At 68.8% G+C, this 16881-nt stretch carries 14 protein-coding genes; 5 read left to right on the plus strand and 9 right to left on the minus strand.

Annotated features, from left to right (window positions below):
* The first annotated feature begins 129 nt into the window (after positions 1-129).
* The 3 genes from FO470_RS14320 to FO470_RS14330 all read left to right on the plus strand — a co-directional run bounded on the left by FO470_RS14320 (position 130) and on the right by FO470_RS14330 (position 2845).
* Positions 130-873 (plus strand): alpha/beta fold hydrolase, encoded by a 744-nt coding sequence (locus FO470_RS14320; protein WP_144343631.1) that lies wholly within the window; start codon positions 130-132, stop codon positions 871-873.
* Between the two features lie 110 nt (positions 874-983).
* Positions 984-2039 carry an agmatinase gene (gene speB / locus FO470_RS14325; protein ID WP_144343632.1) on the plus strand — a complete coding sequence of 352 codons (1056 nt, stop codon included), beginning with the start codon at positions 984-986 and terminating at the stop codon, positions 2037-2039.
* Positions 2039-2845 (plus strand): carbon-nitrogen hydrolase family protein, encoded by an 807-nt coding sequence (locus FO470_RS14330; RefSeq protein ID WP_144343633.1) that lies wholly within the window; start codon positions 2039-2041, stop codon positions 2843-2845. The genes speB and FO470_RS14330 overlap by 1 nt, the downstream gene beginning before the upstream one ends.
* A 167-nt stretch (positions 2846-3012) precedes the next feature.
* Here FO470_RS14330 and oxlT read toward each other — a convergent pair whose 3' ends face one another.
* On the minus strand, positions 3013-4320 hold the full coding sequence (gene oxlT, locus FO470_RS14335) for an oxalate/formate MFS antiporter (protein WP_144343634.1): 1308 nt from the start codon (positions 4318-4320) through the stop codon (positions 3013-3015).
* Between the two features lie 598 nt (positions 4321-4918).
* On the opposite strand from oxlT, the gene FO470_RS19570 reads away from it, so the two are divergent.
* Both FO470_RS19570 and FO470_RS14340 read left to right on the plus strand, forming a co-directional pair.
* Complete coding sequence (locus FO470_RS19570; RefSeq protein WP_186291968.1) at positions 4919-5062, plus strand: hypothetical protein; 144 nt, start codon at positions 4919-4921, stop codon at positions 5060-5062.
* 148 nt (positions 5063-5210) lie between these two features.
* Positions 5211-6560: an MFS transporter gene (locus FO470_RS14340; protein WP_144343635.1), complete on the plus strand. Its 1350-nt coding sequence runs from the start codon at positions 5211-5213 to the stop codon at positions 6558-6560.
* A 48-nt stretch (positions 6561-6608) separates the two neighbouring features.
* On the opposite strand, the gene FO470_RS14345 is transcribed toward FO470_RS14340, so the two are convergent.
* The 8 genes from FO470_RS14345 to FO470_RS14380 form a co-directional block, all read right to left on the minus strand.
* Positions 6609-7178 (minus strand): VOC family protein, encoded by a 570-nt coding sequence (locus tag FO470_RS14345; RefSeq protein WP_144343636.1) that lies wholly within the window; start codon positions 7176-7178, stop codon positions 6609-6611.
* A 65-nt stretch (positions 7179-7243) separates the two neighbouring features.
* Positions 7244-7927, minus strand: a complete 684-nt coding sequence (locus tag FO470_RS14350) for a response regulator (RefSeq protein WP_144343637.1) — start codon at positions 7925-7927, stop codon at positions 7244-7246.
* Positions 7924-10623 (minus strand): sensor histidine kinase, encoded by a 2700-nt coding sequence (locus FO470_RS14355; RefSeq protein WP_144343638.1) that lies wholly within the window; start codon positions 10621-10623, stop codon positions 7924-7926. The genes FO470_RS14350 and FO470_RS14355 overlap by 4 nt, the downstream gene beginning before the upstream one ends.
* 12 nt (positions 10624-10635) lie before the next feature.
* A complete protein-coding gene (kdpC, locus tag FO470_RS14360; protein WP_144343639.1) occupies positions 10636-11259 on the minus strand; it encodes a potassium-transporting ATPase subunit KdpC in 624 nt (207 codons plus the stop codon).
* Between the two features lie 10 nt (positions 11260-11269).
* Positions 11270-13354, minus strand: a complete 2085-nt coding sequence (gene kdpB / locus FO470_RS14365; protein WP_144343640.1) for a potassium-transporting ATPase subunit KdpB — start codon at positions 13352-13354, stop codon at positions 11270-11272.
* 23 nt (positions 13355-13377) lie between these two features.
* The gene (kdpA, locus tag FO470_RS14370) at positions 13378-15087 is read right to left on the minus strand and encodes a potassium-transporting ATPase subunit KdpA (protein ID WP_144343641.1); all 1710 of its coding nucleotides are present in this window, start codon (positions 15085-15087) and stop codon (positions 13378-13380) included.
* Between the two features lie 45 nt (positions 15088-15132).
* A complete protein-coding gene (gene kdpF, locus FO470_RS14375; RefSeq protein ID WP_200837705.1) occupies positions 15133-15249 on the minus strand; it encodes a K(+)-transporting ATPase subunit F in 117 nt (38 codons plus the stop codon).
* 204 nt (positions 15250-15453) lie between these two features.
* Positions 15454-16800 carry a ferredoxin reductase family protein gene (locus FO470_RS14380; RefSeq protein ID WP_246659592.1) on the minus strand — a complete coding sequence of 449 codons (1347 nt, stop codon included), beginning with the start codon at positions 16798-16800 and terminating at the stop codon, positions 15454-15456.
* Between the last annotated feature and the right edge of the window lie 81 nt (positions 16801-16881).

Below are 16881 nucleotides of genomic sequence, written 5' to 3' on the forward strand. Positions count from 1 at the left end.
GCAGCATGCCGTGAAAGCGCAACTTCCGTCCTTCATCGGCGGTACGTCGTGGCATACCAGGCTGGACGGCACACGCCGCGCCCGCTACCACGCGGGCAAAGAGCACCGGACGATACGGGGAGACACGCCATGGCGACCTTCATTCTCATCCACGGCTCCTGGCAGTGGGGCGGCTGCTTCATGAAGGTGGCGAACATCCTCGCCGCCGCCGGCCACGCCGTCATCACCCCGGACCTCGCCAGCCACGGCTTCGACACGACGCCAACCGCCGCCGTCACCGACATCTCGATCTACGCCGCCCCCGCGCGCGCGGCGCTGGAGGAGATCGAGGGCAAGGTGATCCTCGTCGGCCATTCGGTGGGCGGGGCGACCTGCACCTGGCTCGGCGAGGAGATGCACGAGCGTATCGAGGCGCTGGTCTACCTGACCGGCTTCATGGCGCCGAACGGCAAGACCGCCCGCGACTTCGTGATGACGCCGACCTATCTCAAGGACCCGGCCATCGTGGAGACGCAGGGCATGCTGCGGCTCGGCAAGGAGGGGCTCGGCCTCGACCTCGCCCGGCGCGACCTCATTTCCCGCTCGCTCTATTCCGACTGCACCGAGCACGACATCGACCGCGCCATGGCCAATGTCGTGCGCGTCACCCCGCACGCGCCCTTCACGGCGGTCTCGGCGATCACGCCGCGCCGTTTCGGCCGGCTGCCGCGCCACTATGTCGAATGCCTTCAGGATCGCGGCCTGCCGCTCGCCGTGCAGCGCGAGATGCAGGCGGCGGTGCCGGGCGCGCAGGTACACCAGCTCGACACCGGCCACTCGCCCTTCCTCAGCGCGCCGGAAGAGGTGGCGGAGATCTTATTGAACATCCGCTGAGCCCGCCGGGACACACTCAGCGTCATCCGACGAAGGACGGCCTCGTGCCCCCTCCCCGATGACGCCGGGTCCGGGTAGCCTCACCGGACTTCCAGAAGCACGAGGCAAGAATGTCCGATCGGGAAAAGCTCGAAAAGCTGCGGGCCAAATATGCGGGCGTGGGCGGCGGTGTCGTCTACGACCCAACCTTCAAGCGCGTCGCCGAACTCCAGTTCAAGGACGGCGAGAAGCGCGTCTGGCCATGGGCGAATGCGGCCACGCTGCTCGACGCGCCCTACCGGCCCGACGCGCCGGAGCTGCCGGATTTCGCCGGGCTCGACGTGGCGCTGATCGGCGTGCCGATGGACCTTGGCGTCACCAACCGAGCCGGCGCCCGCGTCGGCCCGCGCGCCGTGCGCTCCATCGAGCGTATCGGGCCCTATGAGCACGTACTGAACATGGTGCCGGCGGCGGAAGTGAAGGCGGCCGACATCGGTGACGTGCCGTTCCGCTCCCGCTTCAGCCTCGATAGCTGCCACGAGGACATCGAGGCCTTCTACAAGAAGATCGTCGGCGCCGGCGTCGTTCCGCTCTCGGTGGGCGGCGACCATTCGATCACCGGCTCGATCCTCAAGGCGGTCGGCGAGAAGCGGCCGGTCGGCATGCTGCACATCGATGCGCATTGCGACACCAGCGGCACCTATGAGGGCGCCAAGTTCCACCACGGCGGTCCCTTCCGCAACGCGGTGCTCGACGGCGTGCTCGATCCCGAGCGTACCATCCAGATCGGCATTCGCGGCGGCGCCGAATTCCTGTGGGAGTTCTCCTACGACAGCGGCATGACGGTGATCCACGCCGAGGAAGTCACCGGCATGGGCGTACCGGCGATCATCGAGAAGGCGAAGCAGGTGCTTGGCACCGGCCCGGTCTATGTCTCCTTCGACGTCGACAGCCTCGACCCCGCCTTCGCGCCGGGCACCGGCACGCCGGAGATCGGCGGCCTCACCTCCCGCGAGGTGCTGGAGCTGCTGCGCGGCCTCAATGGGCTCGACGTGATCGGCGGCGACGTGGTGGAGGTCGCTCCCCAGTACGACGCCACCAGCAACACCGCCCATGCCGCCGCGCAGGTGCTGTTCGAGATCTTCTGCATGTCGGTGACGGCGCTGAAGGCACGGCGGGGCGACTGATGCGGCTTGCCCTTCTGCAGACGGCGGGCGATCCCGCCAACCGGCCGGCCGCCAATCTCGACCGGCTGGACGCGGCGGCGGCTGCCGCCGTGGAACAGGGCGCGGACCTGCTGCTGGCGCCGGAGATGTTCCTCTCCGGCTACAATATCGGCCGCGATGCCGCGCAGGCCCTCGCCGAACCCGCCGACGGGCCGAGCGCGCGGCGGGCCGCCGACATCGCCCGCACCCGCAACATCGCGCTTTGCTACGGCTACCCCGAGCGTGGGGCGGACGGCGCGATCTACAACGCCGCGCTGCTGCTCGACCGCGGCGGCGCGCCCTTGCTGAACTTCCGCAAGACGCACCTGTTCGGCGATCTCGACCGGGAGATGTTCGCCCCCGGACCCGGCACGGTGGAACTCGCGGAGATCGACGGTTACAGGCTGGGAATCCTCATCTGCTACGACGTCGAATTCCCGGAAGCGGTGCGCGCCCTGGCGCTCGGCGGCGCCGATCTCGTCCTCGTGCCGACCGCCAACATGAAGCCCTACGACGCCGTCTCCCATTTCGTGGTGCCAGCCCGCGCCTTCGAGAACGAGCTCTATGTCGCCTATGCCAACCGCTGCGGCAGCGAGGGCACGCTCGACTATATGGGGCTGAGCTGCGTCGGCGATCCCAATGGCGGCAATCTGGTGCTGGCGGGCGAAGGCGAGGAATTGATCGTCGTCGATCTCTCCCCCGAGCGGCTGCAGGCCGGCCGCGCGCTCAACACCCATCTGCGCGACCGGCGACCGGAGGTCTATGCGGGAGTGACCGGCGAGCGCTGAGCAATATCACACCGTCATCCCCGGGCTTGTCCCGGGGATCCACGCCTTTCTCCTGATTCGAGCTAGGAAGGGGCGTGGATGGCCAGGCCAAACTCGGCCATGACGACGCTCTGAATAAAAAAGCGCCGGGTACTGCCCGGCGCTTTTCGTTTCTCTCTTCGACGGTTTCAGTGCGCGGGCGACTGCTGGCCGACCGCCGCCCCGACGCCCTCCGCCTCCACCGCGCTGCTGGCGATGAAGCGCGCGCGCAGCGGCTTCAGCACGAACATGGCGAGGAAGGCCGCCGCCGCATTGAGCCCGACCGCGATGGCGAACACCGCGTACCAGCCATAGGCGGCCGCCACGATGCTCGCGAGCGGCACCAGCAGCGCCGCCGTACCCTTCGCCGTGTAGAGCATGCCGGCATTGGTCGCGGCGAATTTCGAGCCGAACGTGTCGCCGCAGGTCGCCGGGAACAGCGAGTAGATCTCGCCGAACACCCCGAAGAAGCAGGCCGTCGCCAGCACGAACACCAGCGGGTTCGAGCCGTGATAGACGAGCAGCAGCAGCATCGCGGCCGCGGTGCCGAAGGCGATGAACATGGTGTTCTCGCGGCCGATCCGGTCGGAGACGTAGCCGAAGATCGGGCGGCCGAAGCCATCGAAGATGCGGTCGAGCGAGATCGCCAGCGTCAACGCCACGGCCTGCAGGCCGAGAAGGTTCACTGGCACGTCGGCGACGCCGAGGTCGTGCGCGATGGGGCCGATCTGCGCCGCCGCCATCAGGCCGCCGGAGGCGACCATGACGAACATGAGGTAGAGCAGCCAGAACACCGGCTTGGTCACCGTCTGCGAGGGCTGGTAGTCGACCTTGCTCTGCGGCAGGCTCAGCGCCTTCTTCGGCGCGGCGATCTTGTGCTTGGGCGAACGCAGGAACAGCGACAGCAGCAGCACGATGGCGCCCTGCCCGATGCCGAACCAGAAGAACGCCGCCTGATAGCCGTGCGCGGCGATGGTGTTGGCGATCGGCACCACGGTCAGCGCCGCGCCGGCGCCGAAGCCGGCCGCCGTGGCGCCGGCCGCGAGGCCGCGCCGGTAGGGGAACCATTTCAGCGCGTTGCCGACGCAGGTGCCGTAGACGGCGCCCGCCCCGATGCCGGCGAAGACCGCGCCGGCATAGAGCATGGCCAGCGAGGTGGCGTAGGAGTTGACGATCCAGGCGAGGCCGATCATCACGCCGCCGAACATCACCACGACGCGCGGGCCGTAGCGGTCCACGAACCAGGCCTCGATCGGCACCAGCCAGGTCTCGGTCAGCACGAAGATGGTGAAGGCGGTCTGGATCGCCGCGCGGCCCCAGCCATGGGCCTGGTCGATCGGATCGACGAACAGCGTCCAGCCATATTGAAGATTGGCGATCATCGCCATGCAGAGAATGCCGCAGGCCAGCTGGAACCAGGGTTCCCAGGCGCGTGCGGTCGATGAGCTCGCTTCCATTGACGTTTCCTCGACCTGTTGGACAAGCGCGGCTCTTTTCGGCCGCTTACGGGATCGCAATCGCGCGTATGAGGCGCTGCAAAGGACGCATGTCCGGATGCGCAAGGGCGGGCCCCGCCGCCCGCCGCCTATACTTACCGAACGTCAAATAGTTACGCTTAGTAAGACCTTTAAAGCTCCAGGCACGCGCCATTTGACCAATGCATGACAGATATCAGTTCTTGAAATGGATTCAACATGAAATATACCAAGGTATGTTTACCTAACGATACATCTCCATCTCTTCAATGGTGTCGCCAGTTCATGCGGCATTACGTCGTAGCGGCAGCGATTGTTTTTCAGCGCGCACGGCGCCGCGTTGAATGTGTTGCTCCGCCGGCCGATGTCTTGCGCGGCGCATGCCGCAGCGGCGGATAGCGACCAATGCTTTCCGTCTTCACGGCATCGCCGGCATGTGCCGGACCGCCACCGCGGAGGCCGGGCGATGCGTTGCGTCATCCGCAGGGGAAGGCGTCCGGGAACCGTCCCGGCACTTCCGGCGTTCGGGTACCGTTGCGGCGCTGCCGTGACGGGGATGAACCGGAAACGGGAGAGCCAGATGAACCGGACCCTACTGACCGTCGCCGTCGTGGTGCTGGCGGGCGTGGCCGCCTTCTTCGCCTACCGGGCCTATGAGCGCGACCGGAACTCGCTGCAGATCGAGGTCGGGCCGCAGGGGGTGAAGGTCGACCCGCCCGGTTGAGGCGGGGAAAGGCCGATGCGGCGCGCCGTCCGTTCGAAAGTATGAGCCCGGCCCGCTGCATTTGCCGGCTTCGTGGTCTAAAAGGGCTTCCGAAACTTGCCGTCCCGCGTCCCGTTGCCCGGCCGGCCTGCCGTTTTCGGAGCCTTGAATGTCTTCCACCCTTGTCGCCCCGCATTCCGGGGCCGTTGCCAATCCGCGCTCCCGCGTCATCCTGGCGAGCCTGATCGGCACCACCATCGAGTTCTACGACTTCTACGTCTACGCCACGGCCGCGGTGCTGGTGTTCCCGCACCTGTTCTTCCCGGCGGGCAATGACACGGCGGCGCTTCTCGCCTCCTTCGCCATCTTCGGCGCCGCCATGGTGGCGCGCCCGCTCGGCGCGATCTTCTTCGGCCATCTCGGCGACAAGCGCGGGCGCAAGGCGACGCTGGTCGGAGCGCTGCTCACCATGGGCGTCGCCACCTTCCTCATCGGCCTGCTGCCGACCTACGATCTCGTCGGCTGGTTCGCCCCCGCGCTGCTGGTCGTCATGCGGCTCGCCCAGGGCTTCGCGCTCGGCGGCGAGTGGAGCGGCGCGGCGCTGGTGGCGACGGAGAACGCCCCGCCCGGCAAGCGCGCCGTGTTTGGCACCTTCCCGCAGCTCGGCGCGCCGATCGGCTTCATCCTTGCCAACGGCCTGTTCCTGATCATCGCCGCGGTCATGCCGTCGGAGGATCCCTCACGCCCCTCCGACGCCTTCCTCAACTGGGGCTGGCGCATTCCCTTCCTGTTCTCGATCGTGATGGTCGCCATCGGTCTGTGGGTGCGTCTCAACCTCGTCGAGAGCGCCGCCTTCGAGAAGACCGTCAAGGCCGGCAAGGTCCACAAGCTGCCGCTCGCCTCGGTGTTCCAGACGCACTGGAAGGAGCTTATCCTCGGCACCTTCTACATGCTCGCGACCTACGTCCTGTTCTACCTGATGACGACCTTCTCGCTGAGCTACGGCCGCGCCGGGGTGAACGCCGGACTGCCCGGCCTCGGCTACGATTACACGACCTTCGTGCTGATGATGATCATCGGCGTCGTGTTCTTCGGCATCTTCACCATGCTCTCGGGGCCGTGGGCGGATCGCTGGGGCCGGCGGCGTACCCTCATCTGGGTGACGCTCGGCATCGTCGCCTTCGGCCTCATATGGGTGCCGATGCTCGCGGCCGGGCCGGCGGGCGTGATGGCCTGGCTCATCCTCGGCTTCAGCCTGATGGGCATGACCTTCGGCCCGATGGGCGCCCTGCTGCCGGAACTTTTCCCGGCCAATGTCCGCTACACGGGCTCGGGCATCGCCTACAACGTCTCGTCGATCCTCGGCGCGGCGGTGGCGCCCTTCATCGCGGTGGCGCTGTGGAGCCTCGGCGCCGGCAGCCCGTTCTGGGTGGGCGTCTATCTCTCGTCCATGGCCGTGTTGACGCTGATTTCGCTGCTGCTCGGCCACGAGACCCGCGACGTCGACATGGAAGCGTGAGCGACAGCCGGGAGCCTGCCGCGCACGCGGTCGGCTCCCGGCTGTCTGTCAGTTCGCCGACGATGCGCCCCGCCGTGCCGCGCGCACGGCTTCGCACTGCGCATGGAAACGCTCCGGCAGCTCTTCTTCGTCGAGTTCCTCGATACGGGTCAGCAGCCGCCAGAAATGGCCGGACGGATCGTAGAACTGCACCAGCCGGTCGCCCCAATAGCCGTCCTGCGGCTTTCCATCGGCAATCTGCGGCGAGGCGCCGGCGGCGACCGCCCGGGCGAAGATGGCGTCCACATCGTCGACATAGAGATTGATCCCCGTCGATGGCGCTCCGGCGGAAAGCGGCGAGCGCGGCCAGTCGGCGCGCGGTGCCTCGCCCCAGCGGGGGTTCTCCTTCACCACCGTCAGATAGGCTCCGGCCAGCTCCATCTCGGACGAAAGCGCTTCCTCGCCCGGGGCCTCTCCATGATTGTGCATGTAATTACGGCGCAGCTCCCGCGCGCCCAGCACGTCGCGATAGAAGTCCGCCGCCGCGGCCACGTCCCGCACGATCAGCGTCATGCCGAACTGCCCGACCGCCTGTCTGCCCCGGATCGCCATCATCCCCTCCACCGAATCGCCGTTCATGCAATGTTCCCAGCGTCCAGCAGGGCAAGCAAGCGCCGGGGGCACGGCCGAGGCACGCGGCGCGGCTAGTCGCCGGCCCGGTAGCCGATGCCCGGCTCGGTGACGATCAGCGCGGGATTGGCGGGGTCCGCCTCCAGCTTGTTGCGAAGCTGGCCGACATAGACCCGCAGATACTGCGTGTCGTGCTCGTGCGCAGGGCCCCATACGTCGCGCAGGATCTGGCGATGGGTCAGCACCTTGCCGGCGTGGCGGGCGAGGAAGGCGATCAGCTCGAATTCCTTCGGCGTGAGCTTGATCTCCGCGCCGTCGCGCACCACCCGATGGCGGGGAATGTCGATCTCGATCCCGCCGAGCCGCAGCACCGGCGTCTCGCCCTTCTCCTGCATGCGATGGCGCAGAGCCGCCCGCAGCCGCGCCATCAGTTCGCCGATGCCGAAGGGCTTGTTGACGAAATCGTCCGCCCCGAGGTCGAGTGCCTCGATCTTCTCGATCTCGCGGTCGCGTGCCGAGAGCACCACGACCGGCACGTCCGACCATTCGCGCAGGCGCCGGAGCACCTCCTTGCCGTCCATGTCCGGCAGGCCGAGGTCGAGCACGATGATGTCGGGCCGCCGGTTCACCGCGAGCGACAGCGCCTGCGTGCCCGTGTCGGCGCGCATGGCCTCATAGCCGTTCGCCGCCAGCGCCGGCGCCATGAAACGATGGATGGCCGGCTCGTCGTCGACGACAAGCACACTGATCCCGCTCATGCCGCCTCCTCCTCCGCCGGTGCCTCCGGCGGCAGCGGCAGCCGCAGGGCGATGCGCGTGCCGCGCCGCTGGCCCGGCGCCGGGCTGCGGGCGGAAACGCTGCCGCCATGGGCCTCGACGATTCCCTTGGTGATGGCAAGGCCGAGCCCCGAGCCGTCGCCGCCATCCCCGGAGCCGCGCGAGGCGCGCACGAACTTCTCGAACACATGCGGCAGGGTCTCGACCGGGATGCCGGGCCCGTCATCGGTCACCGCGATCACCAGCTGCCCCTCGATGACGGTGGCGGAGAGGCCGATGCGTGCCTCCCGTCCGGCATAGCGTACGGCATTGGCGACGACATTGCCGAGCGCCTGGTCCATCAGGCTCTGGTCCGCCTGGATCAACGGGAGGTCGGGCGCCGCCGTCACCACGAAGCGCTGCGTCGCGCCGCGCCGGCGCACCGCCGAGACCGCGCGGTTCATCAGCTCAACCGCATCGACCCAATCCTTGTGGATCTCCAGCGCCCCCGCCTCCAGCCGCGTCATCGACAGGAGGTTGCGCACCATCTGGTCGAGGTTCTCCGCCTCCTCGCGCATCTGCACCAGAAGGTCGCGGCGGGTCTCCGCCGGTATTTCCGGCCCGTAGTCGATGAGGCTGGTCGCCGCGCCGAGAATGGAGGCGAGCGGGGTGCGGAAATCGTGGCTGATCGAGGCGAGCAGGATGTTGCGCACCCGCTCGGTCTCGGCAGCAGTGCGCGCCCGCGTCACCTCGGCCGACAGCATGGTGCGCACCAGCGCCGCCGCGGTCTGCTCGCACAGCGAGCCGAGGATGCGCTCGCTCTCCGCGTCCAGCATGGGCGCCTCCAGATCGCGCTCGATGCCGACCACGCCGATATGCGCCCCGCTCTCGGCGGCGCCGAGCGGCTGGAACAGCCAGGGCACGCGCGGCAGCGTACCGGTGCCCGCCCCCGCCGCCTCACCATGCTCGAAGGCCCAGGCCGCCGCCGTCATCGAGCCGGTGTCGAGCCGGTCCTCGGGCGGCCAGGCGGCGGCGATGGAGAGCTCGCCATGTTCCGACAGCAGGATCACGCTCGGATGGCCGAGCGCCGCGTGCAGCTCCACCGCCGCGGCCTCGGCGACGGAGGTCCGGTCGGCGAGCGAGGAGAGCTTGCGGGTGAACTCGTAGAGCCTCCGGGTCGCCCGCATGCGCTGGGCGGCGATGCGGGTCTGCTCGCGCGCCTGCCCGGCGAGAGCCGAGATGATCACCGCCACGATGAGGAACACCAGCAGCGCCAGCAATTCGTGCGGGCGGGCGACGGTGAAGGTATCCACCGGGTCGATGAAGAAGAAATTATAGGCGAGGAAGGACAGGCCGGAGGCGGTGATCGCCGGCCAGACACCATAGAGCAGCGCCGGCAGCAGCACGGCGAGCAGATAGAGCATCGAGACGTTGGGCAGCGGCACGAACCGGGACAGGAACAGCCCGACCACGGTGGCGATGCCCACGCCGAGCGAGGCCGCGACATAACCCATGAACGGCCCCGCCGGCGGCAGGGCGAACCGGCGGCGCGCCGGCACCTCCCCCGCCTCGGCGGTGACGACGTGGATCGCCACGCCGTCCGCCCGCTTCACCAGGACATCCGCCAGCGAGGCGCGCAGCCATGAGGTCAGCCGGCGCCGCCGCGCCTTGCCGATGATGATCTGGGTGACGTTCTCGAAGCGTGCGAAGCGCAGCAGCTCGGCGGCGACGTCCGCCGCGACCAGCGACCGGGTTTCCGCGCCGAGCGTCTCGGCGAGCCGCATGCCGGCCTCCAGCCGCTTGCGGTCGTCGCCGGACATGACGTATCCAGGCCGCTCGACCGTCACCGCGAACCAGCTCGCATCCATCAGGTCGGCGAGGCGCTTGGCCTCGCGCACAACGCGCTCGGCGGCGATGTCCGGCCCGACGCAAACCAGCAGCCGCTCGCCGGCCGCCCAGGGCCCCTCGATGGCCGAGCCCTGCATGCGCTCGACGAGATCGCTGTCCACCCGCGCCGCCACCCGGCGCAGCGCCAGCTCCCGCAGAGCGGTGAGGTTGGACGGCTTGAAGAAGCTTTGCGCGGCGCGGGTCGCGGTGTCCTCGACATAGACCTTGCCGTCCGCCAGACGCTTGATCAGCTCGTCGGAGGGCAGGTCGACGAGGATGATCTCGTCCGCCTTCTGCAGCGCCGTGTCCGGCACGGTCTCGCGCACCCGGACGCCGGTGATCCGCTGCACCACGTCGTTGAGGCTTTCGAGGTGCTGGATGTTGAGCGTGGTCCACACGTCGATGCCGGCCGCGAGCAGGTCCTGCACGTCCTGCCAGCGCTTGGGGTGCCGGCTGCCGTCGACGTTGGAATGGGCGTATTCGTCGACCAGCAGCAGACCCGGGCGGCGGGCCAGCGCCGCCTCGAGGTCGAACTCCAGCACCAGCCGTCCGCGATAGGCCATGCCCTTGCGCGGGAGGATCTCCATCCCCTCGACCAGCGCCTCGGTCTCGGCCCGGCCATGCGTCTCGACGATGCCGACAACGATGTCGCCGCCCGCGGCCTTGGCGGCGCGGGCGGCGGAGAGCATCGCGTAGGTCTTGCCGACCCCGGGGGCGGCGCCGAGATAGATGCGCAGCTTGCCGCGCGCCTCCCGCTCGGCCGCCGCGAGCAGGGCTTCCGGGTCGGCGCGCGGCGGATCCTGTGCGCTCATGAAGCCTTTCCGTCAGGAGCCCGACACAGTGGCCGGCGCCGCCTCGCCCGGAGCCGGGCGGCCTGGCGCCTGCGGCGCGGCCGCGTCCAGCGCTATATTGAGCGCCAGCACGTTGACGCGCGGATCGCCGAACACGCCGAGCGGGCGCTTCTCTATGTGCGCCGTGACGAGATCGCGCACAAGGGCCTCCTCCACGCCGCGCGCCCTGGCGATGCGCGCAACCTGGGCGAGAGCGTTCGCCGGCGAAATATCGGGATCGAGGCCGCTGCCCGAGGTGGTGACGGCGTCGGCGGGGATCTGCCCCTCGACGCCGGCCCCCCGCAGTGCCGCCGCGTCGGTCTTCAGCCGTTCCGCGAGCTTGGCGCTGGTCGGGCCGAGATTGGTGCCGGACGAGGCCGCGGCGTCGTAGCCGTTGCCGGCGGCGGACGGGCGGGAGCGAAAGTAGCCCTCTCCGGCGAAGCCCTGGCCGATCAGCCGCGAGCCCACGACCACGCCGTCCTTCTCGACGAGCGAGCCGCGTGCCTGCGCCGGGAACAGCGCCTGCGCCACCTCGGTCATCGCCAGCGGATAGGCGATGCCGGTGAGCAGGGTGAAGGCGATGAGCAGTGTCACCGCCGGACGGAGTTGAGCGAGCATGATGGTCTCCTCAGGCGAGGCCGATCGCCGTGATGGCGAGGTCGATGAGCTTGATGCCGACGAAGGGCAGCACGATGCCGCCGCCGCCATAGATCAGCAGGTTGCGCGCCAGCACCGTGCCGGCCTCCTGCGCGCGGTACTTCACGCCCCGCAGCGCCAGCGGGATCAGCGCGATGATGATCAGCGCGTTGAAGATGACCGCCGACAGGATGGCACTCTGCGGCGTCGACAACCCCATGACGTTGAGCAGGCCGAGCTCGGGGATGGCGGCGATGAACAGCGCCGGGATGATGGCGAAGTACTTCGCCACGTCGTTGGCGATGGAGAAGGTCGTCAGCGCCCCGCGCGTCATCAGCAATTGCTTGCCGATGCCGACGATCTCGATGAGCTTGGTCGGATCGCTGTCGAGATCGACCATGTTGCCCGCCTCGCGTGCCGCCTGCGTGCCGCTCTGCATGGCCACGCCGACATCGGCCTGGGCGAGCGCGGGGGCGTCGTTGGTGCCGTCGCCGCACATGGCGACCAGCCGGCCGTGGCGCTGCTCGGTGCGGATATAGGCGAGCTTGTCCTGCGGGGTGGCCTCGGCGATGAAATCATCGACGCCGGCTTCCGAGGCGATGGCGGCGGCGGTGATGGGGTTGTCACCCGTCACCATCACCGTGCGGATGCCCATGCGGCGAAGCTCGGCGAAGCGGTCCTTGATGTCGGGCTTCACCACGTCCTTGAGATGGATGACGCCCAGCAGCCGGCCGTTCTCGGCAAGGCCGAGCGGCGTGCCGCCGGAGCGGGCGATGCGCTCCACCGCCGCGTCGAAGGCCGCGACGCCGATCGCCGCCTGCGGGTCGACCGAGAGCACGAAGCGCTTGATGGCGTCGACCGCGCCCTTGCGGATGCGCCGGCCGTCGACATCCACGCCCGACAGGCGGGTTGAGGCCGAGAAGGGCACGAAAGACGCCCCGTCCAGCGCCACGCGGTCGGCGGCGATGCCGAATTTCTCGCGCGCCAGCTCCAGGATGGAGCGCCCTTCCGCCGTCTCGTCGGCGAGGCTCGCCTGCACGGCGATCACCGCCGCCTCGTGCTCGTTGATGCCGGGAACGGGGATGATCTCCGACGCCATGCGGTTGCCGAAGGTGATGGTGCCGGTCTTGTCGAGCAGCAGCGTGTCGACGTCGCCCGCCGCCTCCACCGCGCGGCCGGACATGGCGAGCACGTTGTGGCGGATGAGCCGGTCCATGCCGGCGATGCCGATGGCCGAGAGCAGGCCGCCGATGGTGGTCGGGATCAGCGTGACCAGCAGCGCGACGAGGATCGGCACCGGCACGTCGGCGGCGGAATAGCGGCCGAGGCCGGCAAGCGAGACGACGGCGATCAGGAAGATCAGCGTCATGCCGACGAGCAGCACCGAGAGCGCCAGCTCGTTCGGGGTCTTCTGCCGCTCCGCGCCTTCGACCAGCGCGATCATGCGGTCGAGGAAGGAGGAGCCCGGCGCCGCCGTGATGCGCACGACGATCCAGTCGGAAATGACCGTGGTGCCGCCGGTCACCGCCGAGCGGTCACCACCCGACTCGCGGATGACGGGCGCCGACTCGCCGGTGATCGCCGCCTCGTTGACCGAGGCGATGCCCTCGACGATCTCGCCGTCGCCGGGGATCAGGTCGCCCGCCTCGACCAGCACATGGTCGCCGACCTTGAGGTCGAGCGCCGAGATCCGGTCATGGGCGGTACGGGCGGCCGGATCACGCAGCCGCTTGGCCACCGTGTCGGTGCGGGCCTTGCGGAGCGAATCCGCCTGCGCCCTGCCCCGCCCCTCGGCGATCGCCTCGGCGAAGTTGGCGAACAGCACGGTGAACCAGAGCCAGGCCATGATCTGGCCGGTGAAAGCCAGCGGATTGCCGACCAGGAAGTCCCGCACGAACAGCACGGTGACGAGGGCCGCGACGATCTCGGTGACGAAGATCACCGGGTTGCGCATCAGCACGGCCGGATTGAGCTTCACGAACGCGTCCCGGATCGCCCGCCCGATCAGCTCGGGCGAGGCGAAGGCGGAGCCGCTTTTCGCGGAGGCGGATTTTGCGTGGGGGGAAGCGGTGGACATCGAATGTCTCCGAACGCGATCTGTCAGAAGGTCTTGCCGGCCAGCATCTGCACCTGCTCGGCGATGGGGCCGAGGGCGAGAGCGGGGAAGAACTGCAGACCGCCGAGGATCAGGATGACGCCGACCAGCAGGCCGACGAACAGCAGCCCGTGGGTCGGGAAGGTGCCGGTCGAGGCGGTGAGCCGCGTCTTGGAGGCGAGCGAGCCGGCAATCGCCATCATCGGCACGATGTAGGCGAAGCGCCCGAGCAGCATGGCGAGGCCGAGCGTGGTGTTCCACCAGGGGCTGTTCGCCGAGAGGCCGCCGAAGGCCGAGCCGTTGTTCCCCGCCGCCGAGGAATAGGCGTAGAGGATCTCCGACAGGCCGTGCGGTCCGGCATTGCCGAGGCCGGAAAGCGCGGTCGGCAGAACCGCTGCCACTGCCGAGAAGCCGAGGATCGCCGTCGGCAGGATCAGCACGGCGAGGATCGCCATCTTCACCTCGGCCACCTCGATCTTCTTGCCGAGATATTCCGGCGTGCGCCCGACCATCAGCCCCGCCACGAAGACGGCGATGATCGACATGACGAGCAGGCCATAGAGGCCGGAGCCGACGCCGCCCGGCAGGATCTCGCCGAGCTGCATCAGGAACATCGGCGCGAGCCCGCCCAGCGGCGTGAAGGAGCCGTGCATGGCGTTGACGCCGCCGTCCGACAGGCCGGTGGTCACTGCCGCGAAGAGCGAGGAAGCTGCGAGGCCGAAGCGGACCTCCTTGCCTTCCATGTTGCCGCCGGCGGGATCGACGCCCGCCGCGAGGAGCGAAGGGGTGCCCGCCGCTTCCGCCCAGTAGGCGACCGCGATGCCGGCGACGAGGATGACGGCGATCGTCGCGATCAGCGCCCGCGCCTGCCGGCGGTCGCCGATGAGGCGGCCGAAGGCGAAGACGAGCGCCGTGGAGACGACCAGCATCTGCCAGATCTCCAGCGCGTTGGAGAGCGCGGTCGGGTTCTCGAACGGGTGCGCGGCGTTGACGTTGAAGAAGCCGCCGCCATTGGTGCCGAGCTGCTTGATCGCCATCTGCGTCGCGACCGGCCCCATGGCGATGGTCTGCTGCGCGCCTTCCAGCGTGGTCGCGGCCGCCGTGGCGTCGAGCGTCTGCGGGACGCCCATCCACACCTGCACCAGCGCCGTGATGACGGCGAGCGGCAGCAGCACATAGAGCGTCGAGCGCGTCATATCGACGAAGAAATTGCCGACGGTCGAGGCATTGGAGCGCGCGAAGGCCCGCACCAGCGCGACCGCCAGCGCGAGGCCGGTGGCGGCGGAGAGGAAGTTCTGCACCGTGAGCCCGGCCATCTGGCTGAACAGGCTCATGGTGGTCTCGCCGCCATAGGACTGCCAGTTGGTGTTGGAGACGAAGCTCACCGCCGTGTTGAAGGCGAGGTCGGGGCTCACCCCGGCAAAGCCCAGCGGGTTGAACGGCAGGAAGCCCTGAAGCCGTAGGATGGCATAGAGCAGCACCAGCCCCGCCGCGTTGAAGGCGAGCATGCCGAGCGTATAGGCGAGCGCGCCCTGTTCGCGCGCCGGATCGACGCCGGCCAGGCGGTAGAGACCCCGCTCGACGGGGCCGAACACGGTCGAGAGCAGCGTGCGCTCGCCGGCATAGACGCGCGCCATGTAGCCGCCAAGCGGCACGGCCGCGACGACGACGAGCGCGAGGACGATGGCTATCTGGAGCCAACCGAGAACGGTCATGATGGATGCCTTTCGGCGGAAGTCTTCGGAAGGGGGAGATGCGCGTCAGAACTTCTCGGGCCGCAGCAGGGCGGCCACGAGGTAGACGGCAAGAGCCAGCGCGACGGCGCTGCCGAGAACGAGGTCGAACATCGCCTCACCCCTTCGACACGGTGCGCGCATAGATCGCCATCAGCAGGAAGAAGCCGACGGCGATGGCGAGATAGATGAAATCGAGCATGATCCAGCTCCTTCTATTGAGCTGGCGACGATCTAGGCGTGCTTGGATAAGGGTTCGATCCGAAATACCGCAGCGCCGCATAAAGAACGCATAAAGACGGGGCGGAAGCGCCCTCGCAGGCCCGCTCCCGCCCCGTCCGTCATCACTTACCGGAGCTCGAACAGCTCCTGATGGAACCGACCCTCGACCGGCATGTCATGGGCGGCGAAGTCGGCCCGCAGCGCAGCGCCGAAGCCGCTGGGACCGCAGAACCACAGGCTCGCCTCCCGCCAGTTCGGCACCGTCTCGCGGATGCGCTTGCCGGTCAGCCGGCCGTGGCGCGCGTCGATCAGCAGATGCAGGCGCACATTCGCCGCCTGGGCATCGTGCGCGAGGCGCTCCAGCGCCGCCTCGTCCACCTCCCGCGTGGTGTGGAACAGGTCGATCTCCGGCCGCACGGCGCCGGGCTCCAGCGCCGCCAGCTCCTTCAGCCGCGCCACGAAGGGAGTGATTCCGATGCCGGCGCCGACCCAGATCTGGTGCGGCAGCCCGTCCTCGAAGGTGAAGCAGCCATAGGGCCCCTCGACGGTGATCTTCTGGCCGACCTTCAGCCGGTCCACCAGCCCGGTCGTGTGATCGCCGAGCTCCTTGGCGATGAAGGTGACGCTCGGTGCGGCCGGGTTCCACGCCGAGGCGATGGTGTAGGGATGCGCGCCCTCGAAGGCGTTCGAGGTGGCGAAGGCGAACTGCCCGGCGGCGTGGCCGCGCCATCCGGGCCCCAGCTTCACCACGGCCTCCAGCGAGCGTACGCCGGGATAATGGCGCAACGCAGCGATCTCGCCGGCGATGCGCCGGCCGGCGCCGATCCGCCCCGCGAGCGAGACGAGGGCCGCATAGCAGCCCGCCAGCAGCAGGATCGCCATCACCGGCCCGAGCGGGGTCGTCCACATGCCGTAGTCGAGCAGCACCACGGCATGGAACGCCAGCACGAGATAGGCGACCGGGACGAGCCGGTGGCTGTAGCGGAAGACGTGGTAGGGAATGAGCTTGATCAGTGCGATCAGCAGCAGCGCGACGACGGCGTAGAAGGCCCATTCGCCCAGCCCCTCGGCGGTGCCCCGCAGGTCGAGCAGGAACTGGTGGACCGGATCGGTGATCTCCGGCCGCGGGCCGCGATTCGGGCGCTCAAGCAGGCCGAAGCCGACCGCCCATTTCGGCCCCTGCGACCACAGCCAGTGGAACACCGCCAGTCCCAGCGCGCCGATGCCCAGCCATTTGTGCAGCCGGTACATCTTGTCGAGGCCGCCCAGCCGCGCCTCCGGCCAGCGCGGCCGCAGCGACAGCACCATCGCCACGCTCATCGCCGCCATCGCCAGAACACCGGTGAGCTGCACCATCTGTCCGCGCAGCGCGAAGAAATTCCCGGCGGCGAAGATGCCGGGATTCAGTGCCAGCCAGAACAGGCCGAGCACGATCCAGAAGCCCCAGAACAGGCGGTTGTTGACGCGCGTCATCGTCGTCTCCCTTGCGCATCCGGCTACTATCCGCGCTTGGCAGTCCCGGCGCCATGACGCGGGTCAATTCAGGGGAGAAGA

It is taken from the genome of Ancylobacter moscoviensis, assembly GCF_007559435.1.
GTDB classification, from domain to species: domain Bacteria; phylum Pseudomonadota; class Alphaproteobacteria; order Rhizobiales; family Xanthobacteraceae; genus Ancylobacter; species Ancylobacter moscoviensis.

Excerpts from the sequence above, each read along its gene's own strand:
- speB (WP_144343632.1), top strand. The coding sequence starts at position 984 with ATGTCCGATCGGGAAAAGCTCGAAAAGCTGCGGGCCAAATATGCGGGC.
- kdpF (WP_200837705.1), bottom strand. The coding sequence starts at position 15,249 with ATGCGCGCACCGTGTCGAAGGGGTGAGGCGATGTTCGACCTCGTTCTC.
- kdpB (WP_144343640.1), bottom strand. The coding sequence starts at position 13,354 with ATGTCCACCGCTTCCCCCCACGCAAAATCCGCCTCCGCGAAAAGCGGC.
- FO470_RS14340 (WP_144343635.1), top strand. The coding sequence starts at position 5,211 with ATGTCTTCCACCCTTGTCGCCCCGCATTCCGGGGCCGTTGCCAATCCG.
- oxlT (WP_144343634.1), bottom strand. The coding sequence starts at position 4,320 with ATGGAAGCGAGCTCATCGACCGCACGCGCCTGGGAACCCTGGTTCCAG.
- kdpC (WP_144343639.1), bottom strand. The coding sequence starts at position 11,259 with ATGCTCGCTCAACTCCGTCCGGCGGTGACACTGCTCATCGCCTTCACC.
- kdpA (WP_144343641.1), bottom strand. The coding sequence starts at position 15,087 with ATGACCGTTCTCGGTTGGCTCCAGATAGCCATCGTCCTCGCGCTCGTC.
- FO470_RS14350 (WP_144343637.1), bottom strand. The coding sequence starts at position 7,927 with ATGAGCGGGATCAGTGTGCTTGTCGTCGACGACGAGCCGGCCATCCAT.
- FO470_RS14330 (WP_144343633.1), top strand. The coding sequence starts at position 2,039 with ATGCGGCTTGCCCTTCTGCAGACGGCGGGCGATCCCGCCAACCGGCCG.
- FO470_RS14320 (WP_144343631.1), top strand. The coding sequence starts at position 130 with ATGGCGACCTTCATTCTCATCCACGGCTCCTGGCAGTGGGGCGGCTGC.
- FO470_RS14345 (WP_144343636.1), bottom strand. The coding sequence starts at position 7,178 with ATGAACGGCGATTCGGTGGAGGGGATGATGGCGATCCGGGGCAGACAG.
- FO470_RS14355 (WP_144343638.1), bottom strand. The coding sequence starts at position 10,623 with ATGAGCGCACAGGATCCGCCGCGCGCCGACCCGGAAGCCCTGCTCGCG.
- FO470_RS19570 (WP_186291968.1), top strand. The coding sequence starts at position 4,919 with ATGAACCGGACCCTACTGACCGTCGCCGTCGTGGTGCTGGCGGGCGTG.
- FO470_RS14380 (WP_246659592.1), bottom strand. The coding sequence starts at position 16,800 with ATGACGCGCGTCAACAACCGCCTGTTCTGGGGCTTCTGGATCGTGCTC.